This window comes from Angelakisella massiliensis (genome assembly GCF_900104675.1).
GTDB lineage: Bacteria > Bacillota > Clostridia > Oscillospirales > Ruminococcaceae > Angelakisella > Angelakisella massiliensis.
Genome location: NZ_LT629945.1, coordinates 1,189,942 through 1,208,736, shown reverse-complemented (window position 1 = coordinate 1,208,736; position 18,795 = coordinate 1,189,942). Strand labels below are relative to the sequence as shown.

The 18,795-nt window shown below is 52.0% G+C and carries 17 protein-coding genes; 11 read left to right on the top strand and 6 right to left on the bottom strand.

Annotation, left to right across the window (positions count from 1 at the left end; translation table 11 throughout):
* Window positions 1-3: 3 nt before the first annotated feature.
* From BQ5383_RS11110 to BQ5383_RS11090, 5 genes are all read left to right on the top strand, one after another.
* The gene (locus BQ5383_RS11110) at window positions 4-2,088 is read left to right on the top strand and encodes a DNA topoisomerase 3 (protein ID WP_071431990.1); all 2,085 of its coding nucleotides are present in this window, start codon (window positions 4-6) and stop codon (window positions 2,086-2,088) included.
* A gap of 133 nt (window positions 2,089-2,221) precedes the next feature.
* Window positions 2,222-8,734, top strand: coding sequence for a YodL domain-containing protein (locus BQ5383_RS21565; RefSeq protein ID WP_235821971.1), 6,513 nt, complete (start codon window positions 2,222-2,224; stop codon window positions 8,732-8,734).
* A 4-nt stretch (window positions 8,735-8,738) separates the two neighbouring features.
* A complete protein-coding gene (locus tag BQ5383_RS11100; RefSeq protein WP_069988606.1) occupies window positions 8,739-9,683 on the top strand; it encodes a hypothetical protein in 945 nt (314 codons plus the stop codon).
* A 2-nt stretch (window positions 9,684-9,685) separates the two neighbouring features.
* On the top strand, window positions 9,686-9,889 hold the full coding sequence (locus BQ5383_RS11095; RefSeq protein WP_069988605.1) for a transposon-transfer assisting family protein: 204 nt from the start codon (window positions 9,686-9,688) through the stop codon (window positions 9,887-9,889).
* A gap of 236 nt (window positions 9,890-10,125) precedes the next feature.
* Window positions 10,126-11,013 carry an HNH endonuclease signature motif containing protein gene (locus BQ5383_RS11090; protein WP_069988604.1) on the top strand — a complete coding sequence of 296 codons (888 nt, stop codon included), beginning with the start codon at window positions 10,126-10,128 and terminating at the stop codon, window positions 11,011-11,013.
* Window positions 11,014-11,112: 99 nt separating this feature from the next.
* On the opposite strand, the gene BQ5383_RS11085 is transcribed toward BQ5383_RS11090, so the two are convergent.
* Window positions 11,113-11,637, bottom strand: coding sequence for a hypothetical protein (locus BQ5383_RS11085; protein ID WP_069988603.1), 525 nt, complete (start codon window positions 11,635-11,637; stop codon window positions 11,113-11,115).
* A gap of 386 nt (window positions 11,638-12,023) precedes the next feature.
* Window positions 12,024-12,218: a helix-turn-helix domain-containing protein gene (locus tag BQ5383_RS11080; RefSeq protein WP_071431988.1), complete on the bottom strand. Its 195-nt coding sequence runs from the start codon at window positions 12,216-12,218 to the stop codon at window positions 12,024-12,026.
* Window positions 12,219-12,519: 301 nt separating this feature from the next.
* On the opposite strand from BQ5383_RS11080, the gene BQ5383_RS11075 reads away from it, so the two are divergent.
* The 3 genes from BQ5383_RS11075 to BQ5383_RS11065 all read left to right on the top strand — a co-directional run bounded on the left by BQ5383_RS11075 (window position 12,520) and on the right by BQ5383_RS11065 (window position 14,453).
* Window positions 12,520-12,852, top strand: a complete 333-nt coding sequence (locus BQ5383_RS11075; RefSeq protein ID WP_071431986.1) for a PadR family transcriptional regulator — start codon at window positions 12,520-12,522, stop codon at window positions 12,850-12,852.
* Between the two features lie 4 nt (window positions 12,853-12,856).
* Window positions 12,857-13,420, top strand: coding sequence for a DUF1700 domain-containing protein (locus BQ5383_RS11070; protein ID WP_206671208.1), 564 nt, complete (start codon window positions 12,857-12,859; stop codon window positions 13,418-13,420).
* A gap of 169 nt (window positions 13,421-13,589) precedes the next feature.
* Window positions 13,590-14,453 carry a CPBP family intramembrane glutamic endopeptidase gene (locus BQ5383_RS11065; protein ID WP_071431984.1) on the top strand — a complete coding sequence of 288 codons (864 nt, stop codon included), beginning with the start codon at window positions 13,590-13,592 and terminating at the stop codon, window positions 14,451-14,453.
* A 167-nt stretch (window positions 14,454-14,620) separates the two neighbouring features.
* On the opposite strand, the gene BQ5383_RS11060 is transcribed toward BQ5383_RS11065, so the two are convergent.
* The 4 genes from BQ5383_RS11060 to BQ5383_RS11040 all read right to left on the bottom strand — a co-directional run bounded on the left by BQ5383_RS11060 (window position 14,621) and on the right by BQ5383_RS11040 (window position 17,241).
* On the bottom strand, window positions 14,621-14,992 hold the full coding sequence (locus BQ5383_RS11060) for a cysteine-rich VLP domain-containing protein (protein WP_071431982.1): 372 nt from the start codon (window positions 14,990-14,992) through the stop codon (window positions 14,621-14,623).
* Window positions 14,989-16,320 carry a relaxase/mobilization nuclease domain-containing protein gene (locus BQ5383_RS11055; protein ID WP_071431980.1) on the bottom strand — a complete coding sequence of 444 codons (1,332 nt, stop codon included), beginning with the start codon at window positions 16,318-16,320 and terminating at the stop codon, window positions 14,989-14,991. Before BQ5383_RS11055 ends, BQ5383_RS11060 begins: the two co-directional genes overlap by 4 nt.
* Window positions 16,281-16,610, bottom strand: a complete 330-nt coding sequence (locus BQ5383_RS11050) for a plasmid mobilization protein (protein WP_071431978.1) — start codon at window positions 16,608-16,610, stop codon at window positions 16,281-16,283. The genes BQ5383_RS11055 and BQ5383_RS11050 overlap by 40 nt, the downstream gene beginning before the upstream one ends.
* 256 nt (window positions 16,611-16,866) lie before the next feature.
* Window positions 16,867-17,241 (bottom strand): helix-turn-helix domain-containing protein, encoded by a 375-nt coding sequence (locus BQ5383_RS11040; RefSeq protein ID WP_071431974.1) that lies wholly within the window; start codon window positions 17,239-17,241, stop codon window positions 16,867-16,869.
* Between the two features lie 327 nt (window positions 17,242-17,568).
* Here BQ5383_RS11040 and BQ5383_RS11035 point away from each other — a divergent pair, with 327 nt between their 5' ends.
* Genes BQ5383_RS11035 through BQ5383_RS11025 form a run of 3 tightly spaced genes read left to right on the top strand, consistent with a single transcriptional unit; the run spans window position 17,569 to window position 18,756 of the window.
* A complete protein-coding gene (locus BQ5383_RS11035) occupies window positions 17,569-17,853 on the top strand; it encodes an autorepressor SdpR family transcription factor (protein WP_040342330.1) in 285 nt (94 codons plus the stop codon).
* Window positions 17,837-18,433, top strand: a complete 597-nt coding sequence (locus tag BQ5383_RS11030; RefSeq protein WP_071431972.1) for an SdpI family protein — start codon at window positions 17,837-17,839, stop codon at window positions 18,431-18,433. Before BQ5383_RS11035 ends, BQ5383_RS11030 begins: the two co-directional genes overlap by 17 nt.
* A 14-nt stretch (window positions 18,434-18,447) precedes the next feature.
* On the top strand, window positions 18,448-18,756 hold the full coding sequence (locus BQ5383_RS11025; RefSeq protein ID WP_071431970.1) for a DUF1648 domain-containing protein: 309 nt from the start codon (window positions 18,448-18,450) through the stop codon (window positions 18,754-18,756).
* The last annotated feature ends 39 nt before the right edge of the window (window positions 18,757-18,795 follow it).

Genomic DNA, 18,795 nt, shown 5'->3' with positions numbered 1-18,795 from the left:
GGAATGAGTATTCAGTTGGTAATTGCAGAGAAACCGAGCGTCGCCCGCAGCATTGCGGGCGTGATCGGTGCAGATCAGAAACGGGACGGCTACATGGAGGGAAACGGCTATCTGGTGAGCTGGTGTATCGGCCACCTTGTTTCCCTTGCCGATGCCGGAGCCTATGACGAGCGTTTCAAGAAGTGGCGCTATGACGACCTGCCGATTTTGCCGCAGGAGTGGCAGTACATCATCCCCGCCGAGAAGAAAGGACAGTTTGCCGTGCTGCGCTCCCTGATGGAACACCCCGACGTGACGGGCCTTGTGTGCGCCACCGACGCCGGGCGCGAGGGTGAGCTGATTTTCCGTTTCGTCTACCAGATGGCGGGCTGCAAAAAGCCGTTCAAGCGCCTTTGGATTTCCAGCATGGAGGACGCCGCGATCCGCGAGGGCTTTGCCCACCTGAAACCGGGGGCCGACTACGACGACTTGTATCAATCGGCCCTGTGCCGGGCGCAGGCCGATTGGCTGGTGGGGATCAACGCCACCCGGCTTTTCTCCATCCTCTACCACAAGACCCTGACCGTGGGCCGTGTCCAGACGCCTACCCTCAATATGCTGGTTGACCGGGAGGCCAAAATCAGCAATTTTAAGAAAGAGAAATACCACGTTGTCCATATCGCGGCGGGCGGCATGGAGGCGGCCAGCGACCGCTTTCTGAACCCCGATGACGCCGACGCCACCAAGACGGCCTGTGCAGGAGCGCAGGCCGTTTGTGTATCGGTGAAGCGTGAGAAAAAGACGGAGCAGCCGCCCCGCCTTTACGATCTCACCACCTTGCAGCGGGAGGCCAACCGCCTGTTTGGATTTACCGCCAAGCAGACCCTTGACTATGCCCAACAGCTCTATGAAAAGAAGCTGCTGACTTATCCCCGCACCGACAGCCAGTACCTTACCGACGATATGCAGCCCACAGCGGAAAGCATTGTGTCCGGCCTGTGGCCGCTGCTTTCCTTTGCGGCAGGGCTGGACATTGCCCCGCAGTATGGCCGGGTGCTGAACAGCAAAAAGGTGTCCGATCACCACGCCATTATCCCCACGATGGAGTTTGTGCAGAAAGGCTTTGACGGGCTGACCGAGGGCGAAAAGAAACTGCTGTCCCTTGTGTGCTGCAAGCTGCTGTGTGCTGTGGCCGCGCCCCATGTGTATGAGGCTGTCACCGCCACATTCACCTGCGCCGGGAACGAGTTCACCGCCAAGGGCAAAACCATTCTCACCCCCGGCTGGAAAGAGATTGAGCGCCGCTTCAAGGCGTCGTTCAAGACCGACGCCGACGAGGACGCGCCGGAGCTGGCAAGGGAGCTGCCGGAGATCACCGAGGGCCAGACCTTTGACCCGGTGAAGGCCAGCATCACCGAGCATTTCACTACGCCGCCCAAGCCCTATACCGAAGATACGCTGCTGTCTGCTATGGAACGTGCCGGGGCCGAGGATATGCCGGAGGACGCCGAGCGCCAAGGTTTGGGAACCCCGGCAACCCGTGCTTCTATTCTGGAAAAGCTGGTGCAGATGGGCTTTGTGGAGCGCAAAGGCAAACAGCTACTTCCCACCAAGGACGGCCACAACCTTGTGTGCGTACTGCCGGAAGTGCTGACTTCTCCCCAGCTCACGGCGGAATGGGAAACCAAGCTGACGGCCATTGCCAAGGGCGAGGCCGACCCGGAGGGCTTCATGGTGGGCATTGAGGAAATGACCCGAAACCTGATTTCTCGTTATTCGCAGATCAGCGAGGACGCACAGAAGTTGTTTCAGGCCGAGCGTGTTGTTATCGGCAAGTGTCCCCGCTGCGGCGAAGCCGTCTACGAGGGCAAGAAAAACTATTACTGCGGAAACCGGGCCTGCCAGTTTGTCATGTGGAAGAATGACCGATTTTTTGAGGAACGAGGCAAGACGTTCACCCCGAAGATCGCCGCCGCGCTGCTCAAAGACGGAAAGGCAAAGGTAAAGGGCCTGCGCTCCATGAAAACCGGCAAAACCTATGACGGAACGGTGCTTTTGGCCGATACCGGCGGGAAGTATGTCAATTACCGCGTGGAGAAAAAGAGCTGACGGAGTAACGTAGCAAGCATAGGAAGTGTAGCCACACTTCCGATAAATCCCTGACCCGGCCACCCTGCCGGGCCGGGGATTTTGCTTGTTGGGGAAAGCCCCAAACCCCTATGAATATGAAAGGAGTGAACCCATGAGCGAAGTGTTTTCAATCCTGCTTCATAACCGACAGCGTTATGAGCAAGGCAACGAGGGCCTTTGGTTTTCTTTGCCGACCACAACCGAAAAGCTGCAAGAAGCCCTGCGGGAAATCGGGATCAGTGCCGACAATCCGCAGGACTTTTTCTTGTACGACTACCGAAGCCCGCAGGAGCGTCCCATTAAGCTGCCCCGCGATCTGGTGTTGTCCGCTGATGTGGACGAGCTGAACTTCCTTGCCGCGAGGCTGGAAAAACTGGACGCCGCCGAGCTTGCGGAGCTGAACGCCGCCCTGACAAGCCCGCAGCGCGACTTCCACAGCATCGGCCAGATCATCGACTACCCCGACAACGTGGACTACTATGTGCATCTGCCGGATGTCACCGGCACGGGCCAGTTGGGTGACTACTACCTGAACCGTTCCGGCATGGTGGATATGCCGGAGGAATGGAAAGCGGGAATTTTCCTGCCCCGTTTCGGCCTGCATATTGCCAATACGGAGCATGGTGTTTTCACCGACTACGGCTATCTGGTGAAAAGCGGCGACGAGTGGCAGCGTGTCCATGAGGGCCAGCCGGTGCCGGAGGAATACCGGGTGATGGCTTATCCCGCGCCGGAAATTCTGCGGGACGAGGCCCCGGCCCGGACGGTGCAGCCAGAGGCAGCGCCCACCGCCGAAGCTGCGGCCCCGCCGCCCGTCGTCCCCATTATTCTCAACAGCCAGAACAGCGCCGACCGCATGAAAGAAATCACCGACCGGCTGGAAACCGGCATACAGGAACTTTTCGAGAGTGAACGCTACAAAGCCTATCTCACCTCTATGGCAAAGTTCCACAGTTACAGCTTCAACAATACGCTGCTGATCGCCATGCAGGGCGGCCAGCTTGTGGCGGGCTACAACAAGTGGCGGGACGATTTTCACCGCAATGTGAAACGGGGCGAGAAAGGCATCAAGATTCTGGCCCCCGCCCCCTACAAGGTGAAAAAGGAAGTGCCGAAGCTGGACGAACAGGGCAAGCCGGTCATGGACAAAGACGGCAAGCCTCTGACCGAAGTACAGGAAACACAAGTTCCGGCGTTCAAGATCGTGTCTGTCTTTGACGTGAGCCAGACCGAGGGCGAACCCTTGCCCTCTATTGGTGTGGACGAGCTGGCCGGGAATGTGGAGCAATACGAGGACTTCTTCAAGGCGCTGGAACAGACTTCCCCCGTGCCGATGGCCTTTGAGGACATCCCCGGTGGTTCTCACGGCTACTACCACCTGACGGAAAAGCGGATCGCCATACAGGAGAACATGAGTGAGCTGCAAACTTTGAAAACAGCCATCCATGAGATTGCCCATGCCAAGCTCCACGCCATTGACCCGGAGGCCCCTGTGACCGAGCAGGCCGACCGGCCCGACAGCCGCACCCGCGAGGTGCAGGCCGAGAGCGTGGCCTATGCCGTCTGCCAGCACTACGGACTGGACACGTCCGACTATTCCTTTGGGTATGTGGCCGGTTGGAGTTCCGGCAAAGACCTGAAAGAGCTGCGGGCGTCCCTTGAAACCATCCGGGCCACCGCCCATGAGCTGATTACCACCATCGACGGCCACCTTGCCGAGCTTCAGCAACAGCGGCAGGCGCAGCAGGCCGTGGAGCAAATTGTGGAGCCGACTGTGGAACAGGCCGCCGAGCAGCCTGCCCCCGACAGTGTGTTTTCCAAGCTGCCCCCGGAACAGCAGCAGGAAATGACCGACAGTGTAAAGACCATGCTGCAAACCCTGATTGACGCCGATGTGAAATCCACCGGCGAGGTGACACAAGGCACGTTGGACGCTATTCAGACACAGGGCTTTGTCCTTTCCAGCGACAGGACGCTGCAACGGGCCGAGGCCCAAGAAGCTGCCTACCGTCTGGAAAGCGGCAATATTCTCTTTATCCAGACCAGCGAAAACGGCTTTGACTATACCGTGTACGGCCCTGACTACAAAGAGATCGACGGCGGACAGTTGGACAATACGGAGTATTCTTTGTCGGAGGCCCGCGACGAAATTTTTTCCGGGATAGCACCGCAGGGCCATGTAACGGAAACCATCACCGGCGACGCACTGGAAGATTTTCAGGAGGCCGCAGAACAAGCCAATGCTATTTCCGTACAGCCGGAGCCGCAGCCGTGGAATGGGATTGACGGCCTCTTGAACAACAAGCCCATTATGCCGGAGGCCACCCCCACAGAACGGGCCAACGCTCTGATCGACTGGGCCGAGCGTGACGGTCAGCGCATGGGCAACGAGGAACGCCGGTTGATCGTGGAGTATGCCGAGACTGTGGGCGATACGGACAAGGTGATCGAGCTTATCAACCGTCTGTGCGAACAGGGCTATGAAATGCAGCACGGCCACATGGATGATTTTGTGAGAAGCCAGATTGAAAGTGAGATTGCCGTTGCCAAGGCGGAACAGCAAACCGCCCTTGATCCGGCAGCGGAGCCGGTTGTAACGATCCTTTTCACCGAAAGCCCCCATCTGGAAATGGGCCAGCAAATGCCGCTGCATGAGGCTGACGCCTTGTTTGCCCGGCTGGACGCAGAACATCGAGGCGGCGGCTACTATGACAAGACCGACTTCCGCATTGATTTTACATTCCAAGGAGAGCCGCACAGCTATTCCGGGCGGCAGGATTTTGGCGACCGGGACGGTTCCCTGATTGAGCATATCCGGGAGTATCAGACCTTTTATCTGAACGACGAAAAATGGAAAGACCATCTGACCCGGCAGGGAGGCCCGGAGGCATGGGCGGAGGATCACGCCAGCCGGGAAGCCTTTCTCACCGAGATCATCCCCTACATGGAGCTGCATTGCAACCTGTCCCGGCTGGAACAGGAGGCGCAGACCCGTTTGGCGTCCAGCGACACCCTGACGCCGGAGGAAACCGCCTACTATGGGGCGCTGGTGGACTACGCTATGGAGTGCCGTCCGCTGCTCAACCACGGAGAGCCTTTGCCGGAAATGCCGAAACTGACCGACTTCGACCAGAGCTTGCAGGACTACAAGGCGCAGGTGGAGGCCGAAATTGCACAGGAGGCCGCCGACGCCGGTATGACCGTAGAGGAATATGCGGCGGCTGGCTATGAGGCCCCGGCCCAGCCGCAGGAGGTCAAAGAGCCGCCCCAGCAGGAAGCCCCGGAACAGCAGACAAAAGAACCTGCGGCGTCCGACTACTACTATTCCATCAATGAGGGCGCGGCCCGCCGTGCCAAGGAAATGAACAGCTTTTCCGACTACAAGCCCGGCAGCGCCACAGCCGAATACCGGCATTATGTGGATAAAGCCTTTGCGCTGGCACAGGAACAGAAAAAGCGCGTCGATCCCATGTACCATGAGAAGATCGACAGCCTGCTTGACACCTATGCGCGGAAACTGGCCGCCAACATGAACCATGGCTATGAGATTGACGCCCGTGTTCCGTCCATTTTGATTGCCGGTGGTTCCAATTTCCCGGTACGCCAGAAAGAGAAACAGAACGCGGCCCGCGACAGCAATATGCAGGAATGGCAGTACATCCAAGGGCTGCTTGATAAAATCCGCAGCACCGGCATGGGCGGCATCCGGCAGGACGACCCGCAGGCCATTCCCAAGCTGCAAAAAAAGCTGGCCGGTCTGGAAAAGGCGCAGGAAACCATGAAAGCGGTCAATGCCTATTACCGCAAACACGGCACACTGGACGGCTGCCCGCACCTCTCTCCTGAAAACATCGAAAACCTGAAAGCGGATATGGCATCCGGCTGGCACTATGAAAAGAAGCCGTTTCAGAGCTGGGAGCTGTCCAACAACAATGCGGAAATCCGCCGCGTCCGGCAGCGGATCGAAAGCCTGACCCGCGCAAACGAAGTGGCCTATGTGGGCTGGGAGTTTGACGGCGGCCATGTGGAGGCCAACCGGGATCAGGGCCGCTTGCAGGTGTTCTTTGACGGCAAGCCGGAAGCGGACGCCCGCCAGCAGTTGAAAGAACACGGTTTCCGCTGGGCGCCGAGTGTGGGCGCATGGCAGCGGCTTTTGAACGACAATGCCTACCGTGCGTCGGACAGGATTGCTTGTATTCAGCCCCTTTCCGGCATCAAGCCCACGGAGCTGCAACGCAACAGCAGCCGAGAACAGCGGGCGCAGGCGGCACAGGAACAGGCCGAGCCGGACTACTTCTACCGGGTACACGCCAACCCCCGCAGCGACAGCCGGGAAAACCTGTATATGCTGCAAGCCTATATCCCGCAGGACAACGGCAGGGCCAAGATTGGGGATGTTCTCTACATCGGGACGCCGGAACGGTGCCGGGAGCTGATGGATCAGCTTAATACCGGGGAGCTGACGCAGGAGGCCGTCAAGGAGCTGTATGCCAAGGAACAGGAGCAGCCGGAACAGAAACCCACCCCGGAACAGGAACCGGCACCAGAGCCGGAGCCGGAACAAGAACCCGTGCAGGAGCCGGAAACCGCCCCGGAGCCGGAAGTTACTTCCGACACCGAACCGCAGGCAGCCCCCGCAAAAACCCTGACGGAGTTGCAGGAAAAGGCGCTGGAAATCGCTGACCGATACAAAGACCTGCCCTTGCAGGCCAAGATTGATGTGATCGCGCAGGCGTTTGGCTGTAAGACCGGCGAAATCCACACGTCCCCCTGTACCGGCAAATGGCGCGGCACCAGCGATATGACGATCCGTTTTGACAACGGCGCGTCCCTGTTTATCGGCAACCGCCTAACGCCGAAAGCCAAGACGGTCAAGGTACAGACGGAATGTGTAAACCGTACTTTGGTGCAGTACAACCCGGAGATCGTCAAGGCCACCAAGGAAGCGGCCCTGCCTGCGCTGTTGCAGCGGGAGGCCAAGGACAACGAGATCGCGGCCCAAAAGGGCTTGAAGCCCTACACGCTGCTCAATGTGGAGTTCAACGAGGGAGCCGATGAAAAGACCGGCGGTTATATTGGCTGGTACTATGTGACGCTGGCCGTGGACGGCAAAATCTGTACCCATCTGGAAACGGGATTGAACCATGACATTGCCAGCGGCAAGGTGAGCGACACCCCAACACGGGCCGACTACTACCCGGCAGGAGCCTTGAAAGAGGCCGATGTAGACTACGTTTTCAATAACGTGGGCTTTTCCTCTGCGTCCACCCTCTATACGGTGCCGTTGCGGGACGATGTGCGGGAACGGGCCGAAAAGACACTGGCCGAGCGCAGCGCCGCCGCGCCGGAGGCAAGCCGGGAATGGGGCTTTTACATCATTCCCGATCTGAAAACATGGGCCACCAATGCCGAGCAGCAGACCCCGATAGAGCATTTCGCTACCTTTGAGGAAGCCAAGGCCCGGTTCGACGAGCTGCGGAGCCAGCCCTATAACAGCGAGGCCAAGGATTTGAACACCGATGGCCGACCCTATGCCCATCTGACGCTGGGCATGGAAAGCAAGGACGGCATGAGCGCCGCCGATATTCTTCATGTACGGGCGGGCCAGAATTATCTTGTGGAGGACTTCACTCGCATGGAACGGTTGCGGAGTGATCCCGTGGTACTGGAAAGCCTTTCCCGTGTGGCACAGGAAATCGGCTTTGACCGGGTGCGGCCCTATGTGGTGGAGAACGGCAGCTACAAGGCCATGCCGGATATGCCTTTCACCCAATGGGAAAACCCGTATTTCACCGTCGATCCCCCGGCACAGGAGCAGGGCGACACCTTTACCATCTACCAGCTCAAAGGCGGGCCGGAAACACGGGACTATCGCTTTGAGGCTTACGAGAGCTTGCAGGAAGCGGGGCTGGCCGTTGACCGGCAGAATTACGATCTTATCTACACGGCCCCGCTGGACGGCAAAACCACGCTGGAGGACATCTACCGTACATTCAACCTTGACCGTCCCGCCGACTTCACCGGCCACAGCCTTTCCGTTTCCGACGTTGTGGTGCTGAACCGTAGCGGCAAGGAGGAAGCCCATTACTGTGACAGCTTCGGCTTTACGCCGGTGCCGGAGTTTTTCTTGCAGCGGGAAAAACAGCTTACGCCACGGGAATTGCTCACCGGCGAGAGCATCCAGACCCCAAGAGGTAGCTTCCTTGTAACCGACATGAGCCGGGAGCAGTTGGAGGCCGCAGGCTATGGTTTCCACCACCAATCCGAGGACGGCAAGTATCTTATCATGGGCAACGGCACAGACGCTTTTGCCATCCCCGCCCAGCAGGAAAGCCCCATCAAGGCCGCTGAAATGACGACCGAGCAGAACTACAACATGATCGACGGTGTTCTGAACAATGCCCCGACCATGAGTGAACTGGAAGCCAAGGCCAAAGCCGGGGAACAGATTTCCTTGTTCGACGTGGCCGAGGCAGCCAAGGCGGAGGCCCAAAAGCCCAAGCAGCCCCAGCGCCCGGCGCAGAAACAGAAAAAACCGTCCATCCGGGCGCAGCTCAAAGCCGCCAAGGAGGAACAGCAGAAGAAACCGCCGCAGCGGGAAAAAGCACAGGAATTGGAGGTGTGACACCATGAACAGGTTTGAGAATGTGGATGTTCTGGCCGCGCTGGAACAGCTCATGCGGCAGAACACCGCCTTTTATCGCAGCGATTTTGAGATCGACAAAGAGATCATCGGGCGGGCCGCTGCCAGCGACAATGCCGAGGACAGGACGCTTTTGTGGATGTCCCGCCCGTCCGGGACGCACTGTTTCCGGGAAAGTGATGTGTACCTGCAAGGCACCCGGCAGCACAACACATGGAAGTTTTACGGGGAGCAGACCCGTGACCGGGTGCTGGCCTACGCCGTGGAGCTGACCGGCAAGGTGCGGGGCGTCATTCGCGGCAATCTCTATGAGCTGGACTATCCCCAGCACTTCCGGCACGTCGCAGCCGAGGCGGTACAGGCCGACAACATCATCCTGCACTATGAAAAGGGCGATCGGGAGCAGCCCGCCGGTCTGTACTTCGACGGGCGGCCCGATCCCAAGTTGGGGGCGTTCCTGCGGTATGAGGCCAAGCCTAATGAGCCGGAACACCTGCGGGAGCTGTTGCGGCAGGAACAGAAAGGCCGGGCGCAGCTTGCGCCCGGCGACTTCAAGGCCCACGTCACGGCGCTGCATGACGGCATGATTTTGGCCGAGGCGCAGCGGATCGTGGCCGGGCTGAAAGATCTGTCCGCCCCCAACAGCCCCAACAAAACGCATTTCATGGTGGAGCTGTCCCCGTACTTCGTCCAGATTGCGTCCAGCAAGGACACCGACCGGCTGTTTTCTATGCTGCCCTATAAATCCCTGTGCTTTACCGGCATGAAAGACCGGCACGGCCTGTATGCGGTGATCGGCAAGGACGAGAACCGGGACAAGGAAGTGCGGAGGCCCCGCGCTTCCATCCGCAGGCAGCTATCCGAAACCAAACAGGCCCAAGCCCCGAAAAAGGCCCCGGCCAGAACCAAGAAAAACGAATTGGAGGTATGACAATGGTACCGTTTACCGTAGAGGAAGAAAACCTGATCTGTATGTATCACAAGAGCGACCGGCGCAGAACGGCGGCCAACATTCGGGCCGCCCTGCCGGACATGGACGAGGACATGGCGGCGCTGGCCCGCCAGACCGCCGACAAGCTGGACGCCATGCACGACGCCGACTTTGAGGCGCGGCAGTTCCATTTCACGGACGAGTGATCCAAGTATAGCAAAGCGCCGGGCGCGGTGGCTGTATGGCCTCTGCGTCCGGCGCTTTTTAGTATATTACACTGTATTGTTCATATAATATTGACGTTATACTTCATAATTTGTATAATTTTACCATAAAACATAAGGGGATTGCGCGATTGAAATGAATGAAAGAGGTGATTCCATTGGGATGATAGTTTGATGGCATTTTCTATTTACGATACCTAATAAGGAGGAATGACTGTATGTTGAAAAAACACTTAAAGAAAATTGTGAGTTTGGTGCTTGTCACCATGATGGCCATAGGAATGTCGATTACTGCTATTGCGGCTGAACCCTACCAGAATGAGTTGGAAGCCGTCATGGATACCTCTCCCGCTGATTCCGGGCAAGTCACTCATTACGATACGACCACGGGTGAAATGCTTGTTGAGGATGGTGAACTTCTTACTTTCGACGAAGTTGCCATCCCTGTTCCTAAAGGATCTGCTGATACTCCCAGTGAGCGAGGAATTGAAATTTATCTTGTCCGTGCTGGAATTAAAAAAACCAGTGGTGGCGAATTTACTTGGTATTTTAATGTTGATTGCCCAACCTCTCCTTTTGTGAAACCAAATATTAAATTGACAGCTCAATTAAAGGGGAGTTTTACAACATTATCCGGCTCTTACTCAAATGTTGGGGGTTCTGTTTACCATACATATACATCCAACAGTGAGTATGGCGTAGATTACACATGGACAGTTCCTGCAAAAACAGGGTATTATTATGTTGCCTACACTATTACGGACTATGATAATGCTACTTCTGGAAGTGGCGTAACAACAACTGCACTTTCTAATAGAACAGGACACGCTTGGAATTTTAATTTTTCTGATTCTGTAAGCGGGAAAAGCCTACCCATGCCGCCTGCTAACTATGCCAAAGGTGCAACAACTACTCGTCCGTCTAATTTAGCTGATACCTACTATAATACTTACACCGCCAATACGGGCGTTACCTTAAATCGCAGTTTATACGATGTTCACCATATTCGCCCGCTTGCATACGGCGGAAGTAATGCGTATAGCAATCTGATTCATCTTCCAAAAGCAACACATACACAGGTAACAAGTTGGTGGGCTGGTTATTAACGGCATCCTTTTCAAAGAAATCTCACAAAAATCAAAAGTTTAATTAGTCAACAAAAAAGTTGCAGAAGAACACTGTTGAAAGTGTCCTCTGCAACTTTTTTAGATATTCTCTTGCCGTGTTAAACCAGTTATATTATAAAATTCATCTGTAAACTTTATCTCTTTATACGGAAAATCCTTTTGGAGTTTTTTGATATAATCAAATGGATTTTCTATCGGTTCAACCTCTAAATTAGAGGAAATATTTTGAAGTATGCTTTGCACTGGCTCACTACTTGTATATCTAACTTCATCAGGATCATTCATAAAGTTTTCAAAAGCATCTTTATCCATCCACACTACTTGTTGAATTGCATTTGTTGTTTTCAGAGAAAGAAGCAACCTTAAAAAATCTGTAAAATCTTTAGCAAGTGGATAAACATAATAATTACAGCACGTTTCTGGATTTACGCAAAAAACAATCTCCTTAAATCCCTTGATAAAGCAATAATGTATTCCATTATCCCACCCAATAATTTGGGCTCCAATCGGCGTACAAAAAAATGGTTCTCTCAATTCGATTGATAGACCTATGGGCGAGGTGTCTAAATTTAATTTCTTGAACTTATCAAATATATTCTCCATAATCAGCTCTCCACATCAAAAATCCTATTTTGTAATCGTACCTTTCATTTTCCTTTCTGTCCATTAAAAAACACAACCAAGGCCCCCGCTACGGCAACGGCTACAATCACACCGAGATCAGTAGATCCATTAAGGAAATCATTTCCTATTGCCATGAATACAACTCCTACAATAAGGGTAACTATCAATGTTATAATTGATTTGAGCATAGTATATTTTTCCCTTTCTTTTAACTTGTAGATACACACTTGATATTCTTTTCTTAGTATATCATCAATGTGGTTTTAGAGCAATACAATATGAAATATAAAGTGTAAGAGTGATCTAAGCATCGCAAAGCGCCGGGCGCGGGGGCTGTGTGCCTCTGCGTCCGGCGTTCTTTTTCTTTATGCCTGCCCCATCGGGAAGTGTGGCAGTTCTTCCAGCAGTTTCAGAATAAGGTGCTGCTTCATATCTTCGTCAACGGCCAGCACGTCGATCATAGGGGTGTAGTGTTGGATCACCTTTTCCGTGGCCCACTTCTCACCTGCAACGGCGGCCTTGATCGTGGCGCTGTCCAGCAACATTTCCTGTTCGGCCATCCCTTAAACACTCCTGTCATAGTTTTATTATGAGCATACCACAGAAGCGCCGGGAATAACACCATAAGAAGAATTTTCCTACGCATTTTGAAGTCCTCTCTGGCGGGGATTGGATAACCTGTCCTGCCTGCCCGCCGACCATGCCGAAAAAGCCCCGAAATGGCGGGTTTTTCAGCGGCTTAAATGCGTAGACAGATAGAGTTTTTAAGTTATTAGATAAGATACATACAAAGTTTGTTTGAATATACTCTTGACATTAGATATACTGTGTAGTACGATATATAGGCAGGAGGTACAGTACATGAATATTGACGATTGGAAATCCCAGATTAAGCGAGGGACACTTGAATTTTGTATTCTGTTAATGATAAAGCAGCGACCGTCCTATGGATATGAAATTATCAGCACATTAGAAAAATATCCTATTTTGGCCGCAAAAGAGAATACAATTTATCCGCTACTTAGACGGCTAATGAAAGAAGATTATGTTTCATCCTCATGGCAGGAAAGCGCCGAGGGTTTGCCGCCGAGAAAGTATTATTCCATTACGGACAAAGGACTTGAGTATATTTCTGCAATGTCTAAAGAATGGAATAATCTATTAAATGCAATCAATGAAATTAAAGGAGAATAAAACAATGGAACTGGAAAAATCCCTTAACGAATATCTTGAAAAAATTGAAAAATATCTGAAACCACTGATTGTATCAGAGCGTGTGGACATTGTCAAAGAGATTAAAAGCGAAATGCTTGAATTACAGGCCAGCGGTACTTCCACAGAACAGATCATTGAGCGACTGGGAAATCCGAAAGAACTTGCAAGAGCCTATTTAGGGGAAGCTGTTGCAAAAAACAATGGTTTTAACTGGCGTCGGTTGAGTGCCGTAATTGCGTTTTACAGTCTTGCAGGCATTGGTGGTATGTTTGTTTTGCCAATTACCAGTATTTGCGGTATCGCCTTTATGGTAAGTGGTGTGCTTTGCCCGATTGCGGGTATTATCAAGCTCGTTGCTCATTTAATGGGATACGAAATTACAGAAATTGGTATCAGCATCGGCGCTTTTTCTGCTAATGCGATAGCTTTTCTCCCTATTTCTATTTTGATTGGTGCAGTAATTTTTGCTATTGGATGGTTGCTTTGGAAGCTCACCATTGTAATCATTAAGTCTATGAGCAAAGGGAAGAAAAAACTGGATCAATAATATAATAAAAAATGCCGGATATAGCGGCCTGTCAGCCCTGCGTCCAGTGTTTTTTTCAACCGGCGACCACTACACAATAAGGTAGAAATTTGACAGCAAATGCGAGAATTTCTTTTCAGTAGCTTTCCAGTTTTTGTTGCAAAGTCATTGAGAAAGGTTGATACATAAAATGGAGCATATAAAATTTACTTCATTGCAAATTACTGTTGCAATCGTACTTTCTATAATCATTTTAACTGTCGCACAAATACTTTCATTTTCAATCAGTGAGTTACCCCTAAATATAGGCGTGACACCTGCTATCTGCAATATCTTTGCAGGAGTGCTGTATTGTGTGTTCGCCTTCTTAGGAACCAAGTTATTATGCCAAAAGCTATTGAAAACGTCTTTACTCGAATTAAAAATTCCTCGATTTAAGGTTAAAGCGGTTTGGATAATATCAGCTTTGACAATGCCTGCTTTGGTTTTGCTAATTGCAATACTGCTCGGCGGACATTGGGAGATCAATACTTTTAATTCCACAGATCGCAATGCAACAATTACTGGTGCCATCTTCTTTTATGGACTGGCAACAGGGATTGTGGAGGAACTGATTTTTCGGGGCATAATCATGGGATGTCTGGAAAAAAGGTTCAACATACAAATTGCCGTTATAGTACCATCTGTTCTTTTTGGGCTACTTCATATTATCGGAAATGACCTCAATTTTATAAGTATTATTCAACTTCTAATTGCTGGAAGCATCGTTGGGGTATTGTTTTCTCTGATAGCCTATGGAAGCAACTCTATCTGGAATAGTGCTATCGTTCATGGTATTTGGAATATAGTTATCATAGGAGGAATTTTGCATATAGGAAATGAAGCAGACAGTAGTTCCATTTTCAATTTTATACTGGATAACAAGTCTTTTTTAATATCTGGCGGTGATTTTGGTATTGAAGCATCTATAATTTCCATTTTGGTCTATTTACTTTTCATTGTATTGGCAGCTATTCAGGTTAAACGGAAAGGCACTAAAAGTAAGATTGAATAATATCGTTCCATGAGAAAACGCCGGGCGCAGGGCCAGCAGGCCGCCGCGTCCGGCGCTTTCTCATGGGTTGCTTTCTACGCATTTAGAAGTGTGTTCTGGCGGGGATTGGATAATCTGTCCTGCCTGCCCGCCGACCATGCCGGAAAAGCCTTGTCACGGCTGGGTTTTCACCGGCCTAAATGCGTAGACAGGAGGTATCTTTTCCTCTGCCGTTCGGCTTCTTTCTTCCGGCGCATCCGCACCGCGCAATCCGGGCAGTATTTGGCCCGGTTGGACTTCGGCGTAAACACGGCCCCGCATACGGCGCAGCGTTTCACCTCGTCCCGGCTTTTGCTGATCTCGGCGTACAGGGCCGCGTCCAGTGGGAGGACGGCAACCTTAAACCACCGGCACAGCAGCGAATAGGAAATGCTCTGAACACAAACACATTCTTCGACATCGTCCAGCAGTAGACAGTTCCCGTCACAGTAATTGCAGCACTCATGCGTCAGCTTCCGGGCCTTGCGGTATTGAGGGTAATTCATTCTCGGTATGCTCATAGCTCTTGTGCCTGCTCCTTTCCCGGCGTCACCCGCAAAATGCTGTCCACATTCTGCTTGATAATGCCGTATTCTTTCAGCTCTCGCTTGACTTCGCCGTACTGTTCGTACAGCCGCGCTTTCTGCTTGTCCAGCTCCCGGTACTCGGCTTTCAGGGCGGCCAGATCGGGCAGCCTTGTGATCCCGGCGTCCTTGATGGCCTTTGCCGCAGCCTCGTACAAAATGAGCTGACTTTCATGTTCGCGCCGGAACGCGGCCTTGTCTTTGGCCTTGCGGTATTCCAGCACCACGGGCCGGAGCTGCTTGTAGGTGGTGAGGTTCTTTATCAGCACCGCCATGTTCCCAAGACGCCGTTCCACATCTTTGAGGGCCGCAGCCGCCTCGTCGTTGGCCGCGCTGATCTCAATAACCTTGCTTTCCAGCTCGGCATATTGCTCTATGCCATGCTCGGTAAGAAAGTTCATTGTCTTTGCGGCCTGCTTCAAATTTTGGAGTTTCGCCCAACGTGCATAGCCCGCGCTCTGCTGGGCCTTGATGTTGTTCTCCAAGTCGATCCGCAGGGTGATACCCTTGTGCTGCCGGTTTGGGCCTCTGTCCACAGCCAGCCCCTTGATCCGGCTGGTGATGGCTTCCTCGGTGTAGTTCTCGCCCAGCGTCTTGCAGCGGGTGAAGCGTTCCTGTCCGGGGGCGCGGAACGAGATAAATTTGCCCTGCTTGATCTCATAGCCCTGCGCCGCCATGAGCCGGAGAAAATCGTCAAAGTCTTTGGCCTGCGGGATTACGGCGTCGATGGCAGCTTTCAGTTTGGCTTTCCAGCTCTTGCCCTTGCGCCCGGCATCCCATTCCGCATAGCTCTTGCCTTTATCCCGGCTGGGCTGTACCACCGACAAACCGTGTTCCCGGCACAGCCGGTCACTGGTGCGCCGGATATAGGCGTAGCTCTGCCGATTGGAATTGTACTTGCGGTGGTTCACCATATCCACAGCACAGAAAATCAGGTGATTGTGGACGTGGCCCTTGTCGATGTGGGTTGTCAGTACATAGGAGTATTTGCCTTGCAGCACTTCGTCGGCAAGCTGCTTGCCGATCTCATGGGCCTGTTCCGGCGTGGCCTCGCCGGGGGCAAAGGATTGGATCAGGTGGTGGGCCAGATTGTTGCCTTTCTGGATGGCCTGCGCCAGCAGCATTTCAAATTCTATGTCCGCTGTTTCATAGGAGCAGCCAAAAGAGGACACCAGCATTTTGTCCTCGGTCTTGTCCGGGTTCTCGATGTAGTCCAGCGCCTTTTTCAGCGTTGACTTGATAGGATGTATCTTTGTAACTGCCATATCTTTGCCAGCTCCCCTTTGATGTCCTCAATGTCCTGCGCGTACACAGTCCCGGTGCTGTTGATACGCCGGGCAATCTGATTGACATTGACGCCGATTTTTTGCAGCTCGGCGGTCTGTGCCCGGATGTCGCTGGTGTCCATGTGGACGATATACCCGTCAATGAGCATTTTCCGGGCATAGGCGGAAAAGTTTTTCGTGTGGAGCTGGGCCATTTTCTGCTGGATCAAGGCCCGTTCTTCCTGCGTCACAGGGACGCGCAGCACAATGTTTCGTGTTCGGTTTGCCATTCATTCACCGTCCTTTCTGAACAGGGGTTTGGGGCTTTCCCCAACAAGCAACCGGCCACGGCCCGCAGGGACAGGGGCGGGCCGGTTTTCGGAAGTGTGGCTACACTTCCTATGCTTGCTACGTTTCTTCTTCTCCGCTACTAAAACGCTCCCAACACGTCCAACTGCCCGCAAAATGCGGGATTTCTCTGCAAAAAGGGCAAAAAAATAAGAGAGCCTTGCGGCCCTCTGGCAAAACGGAAAACAGAGGATGCTTTCACACATCCCCCGTTTCCTTTTTCTTTTTGGGATTGTTGATTTGAATAGCCCCGTCAATCGCTCCCTCGATGATCGGTAAATACTGCTCTGGACAAAGTTTCAGCTTGTGGCTGATCCGCTGCCTCTGTGCGCTTTCTTCCCGCATGATTTCCGGGTTGAAGTACCGTTCCACAGGTAAGCCGCACTCTTTGATAAGCTGTATAACAACCGGCAGGCTGGGGATCGTTCCGTCGTTCTCGATATTTGCAAGATACCGGGCGTCCACGTTGATGATCTCCGCCATTGTTTTGCGCGACAGACGCTTTGCTTTCCGCGCTGCTTTTACGTCCGCGCCAAAAGTTTCAAAACCGGGGCAATCTTCAATATTCGCCATATAACATCACCCATTTACATTGTATAGTTCATAGTATTCCAATGGAATGTTGTTATATGCAGTTAGATTAAACTTTATAATTCATATCTATTTGATTATGGCAATGCATAAGAGGCTTTTCAGCTCTCGCATTCAGCACATCGTTTGTGGCGCTGCTATATTCTAAAAAAGCCCTAATACATCATCCTTGCTTACAGAGCTATCTATGATCCCCAAAAGCCATTTAGAGAATTTTCAAAATGAGTGTTGACTTTTTTTCCTATTGTGCTACAATGAAAATATCATTTAGAGATTTTTCAAAATAACAGAGGCAAAGGTGAAAGCACTGTGAGTTTACCTAATATTTTCAAAGCATTAAGCGATCCCGTCCGACGGGAGATATTGCTGAAACTAAAACAAAAACGGAAGATGTCAGCCGGTGAAATTGCCGCAGAATTTGACTTGACTAATGCCACTATTTCATACCACCTTTCTACTCTAAAAAAGGCTGATTTGATTTTTGAAACGCGCTATCAGAAATACATCTATTATGAAATCAATACATCGGTATTTGAAAGTGTTGTTATGTGGCTTATGCAATTTCAGGAGGATAAAGATGAACCCCAAAAATAAACGAACCTTGTTTCTGACAAGTACAATTTGCATTATTTTGTCCATCGTAGCATTCGCTCTGTCCCACATGGGCGGGGCCAGTAACGAAAACTATATTCTGCTCTATGTGATTGCCGTTTTGCTGAATATTGTTCTGAACCTTGCGCTTAATATCAAAATTGCTTCGACAAACGGAGCCAAGGCGTTAGTGTCTTTGGGCAAATGGATTATGCCGATTGCAGGAGTTGTATATTTGATCCCGCAGGTATATTCCGTACTGTTTCCTGCCAAGACCATGCAAGATACTTATTGGTATGTTTTTATTGGTATTTTGTTTATTGTCAGTGGCAATTATTTTCCCAAAAACCACATCAATCCCTATGTCGGACTAAAGTTTCCGTGGCTATTGAATGATGAAGAAGGCTGGTACAAGACGCATCGGCTGGGCAGTTATACATGGATACTGGCTGGTATTGTCAGCATTCTGCATCCGCTGCACAATCTTATTTTTGTAACCGTTCCGCTAATCATTTTTCTGGTTGGCGTTGTCCCGTTGGTCTATTCACTTGTCCTCTTTTTTAAGAGGAAACAAAGCAACTAAAGGAGGTAATACTTATGAAATCTGCAACGAAGCATATTGTTATCAGCACCGTTTTGTGTGCGTTGACGCTGGTAGTCTTTCTCGCTTTCTATAATCGCCTGCCGGAGTCTGTCCCCATCCATTTTGATTCTGCCGGAGTAGCAAATTCTTTCTGGCCCCGCAATGTTGTAGTGTTCGGCGTTCCCGTGGCCTGTGTCCTGCTGAACCTCATTTCTGGCTTTACCGTCAGCCAGAAAGAGAATGCAAAGCCGTATATGTACTATATCATGACTGTTGTTGCATTCGTAGCAACGGGCATCATGATCTATTTGGGGATGAAGTGAATTGCCCCAACAAGAACTTTGGTGGCGGAACGGTTATTT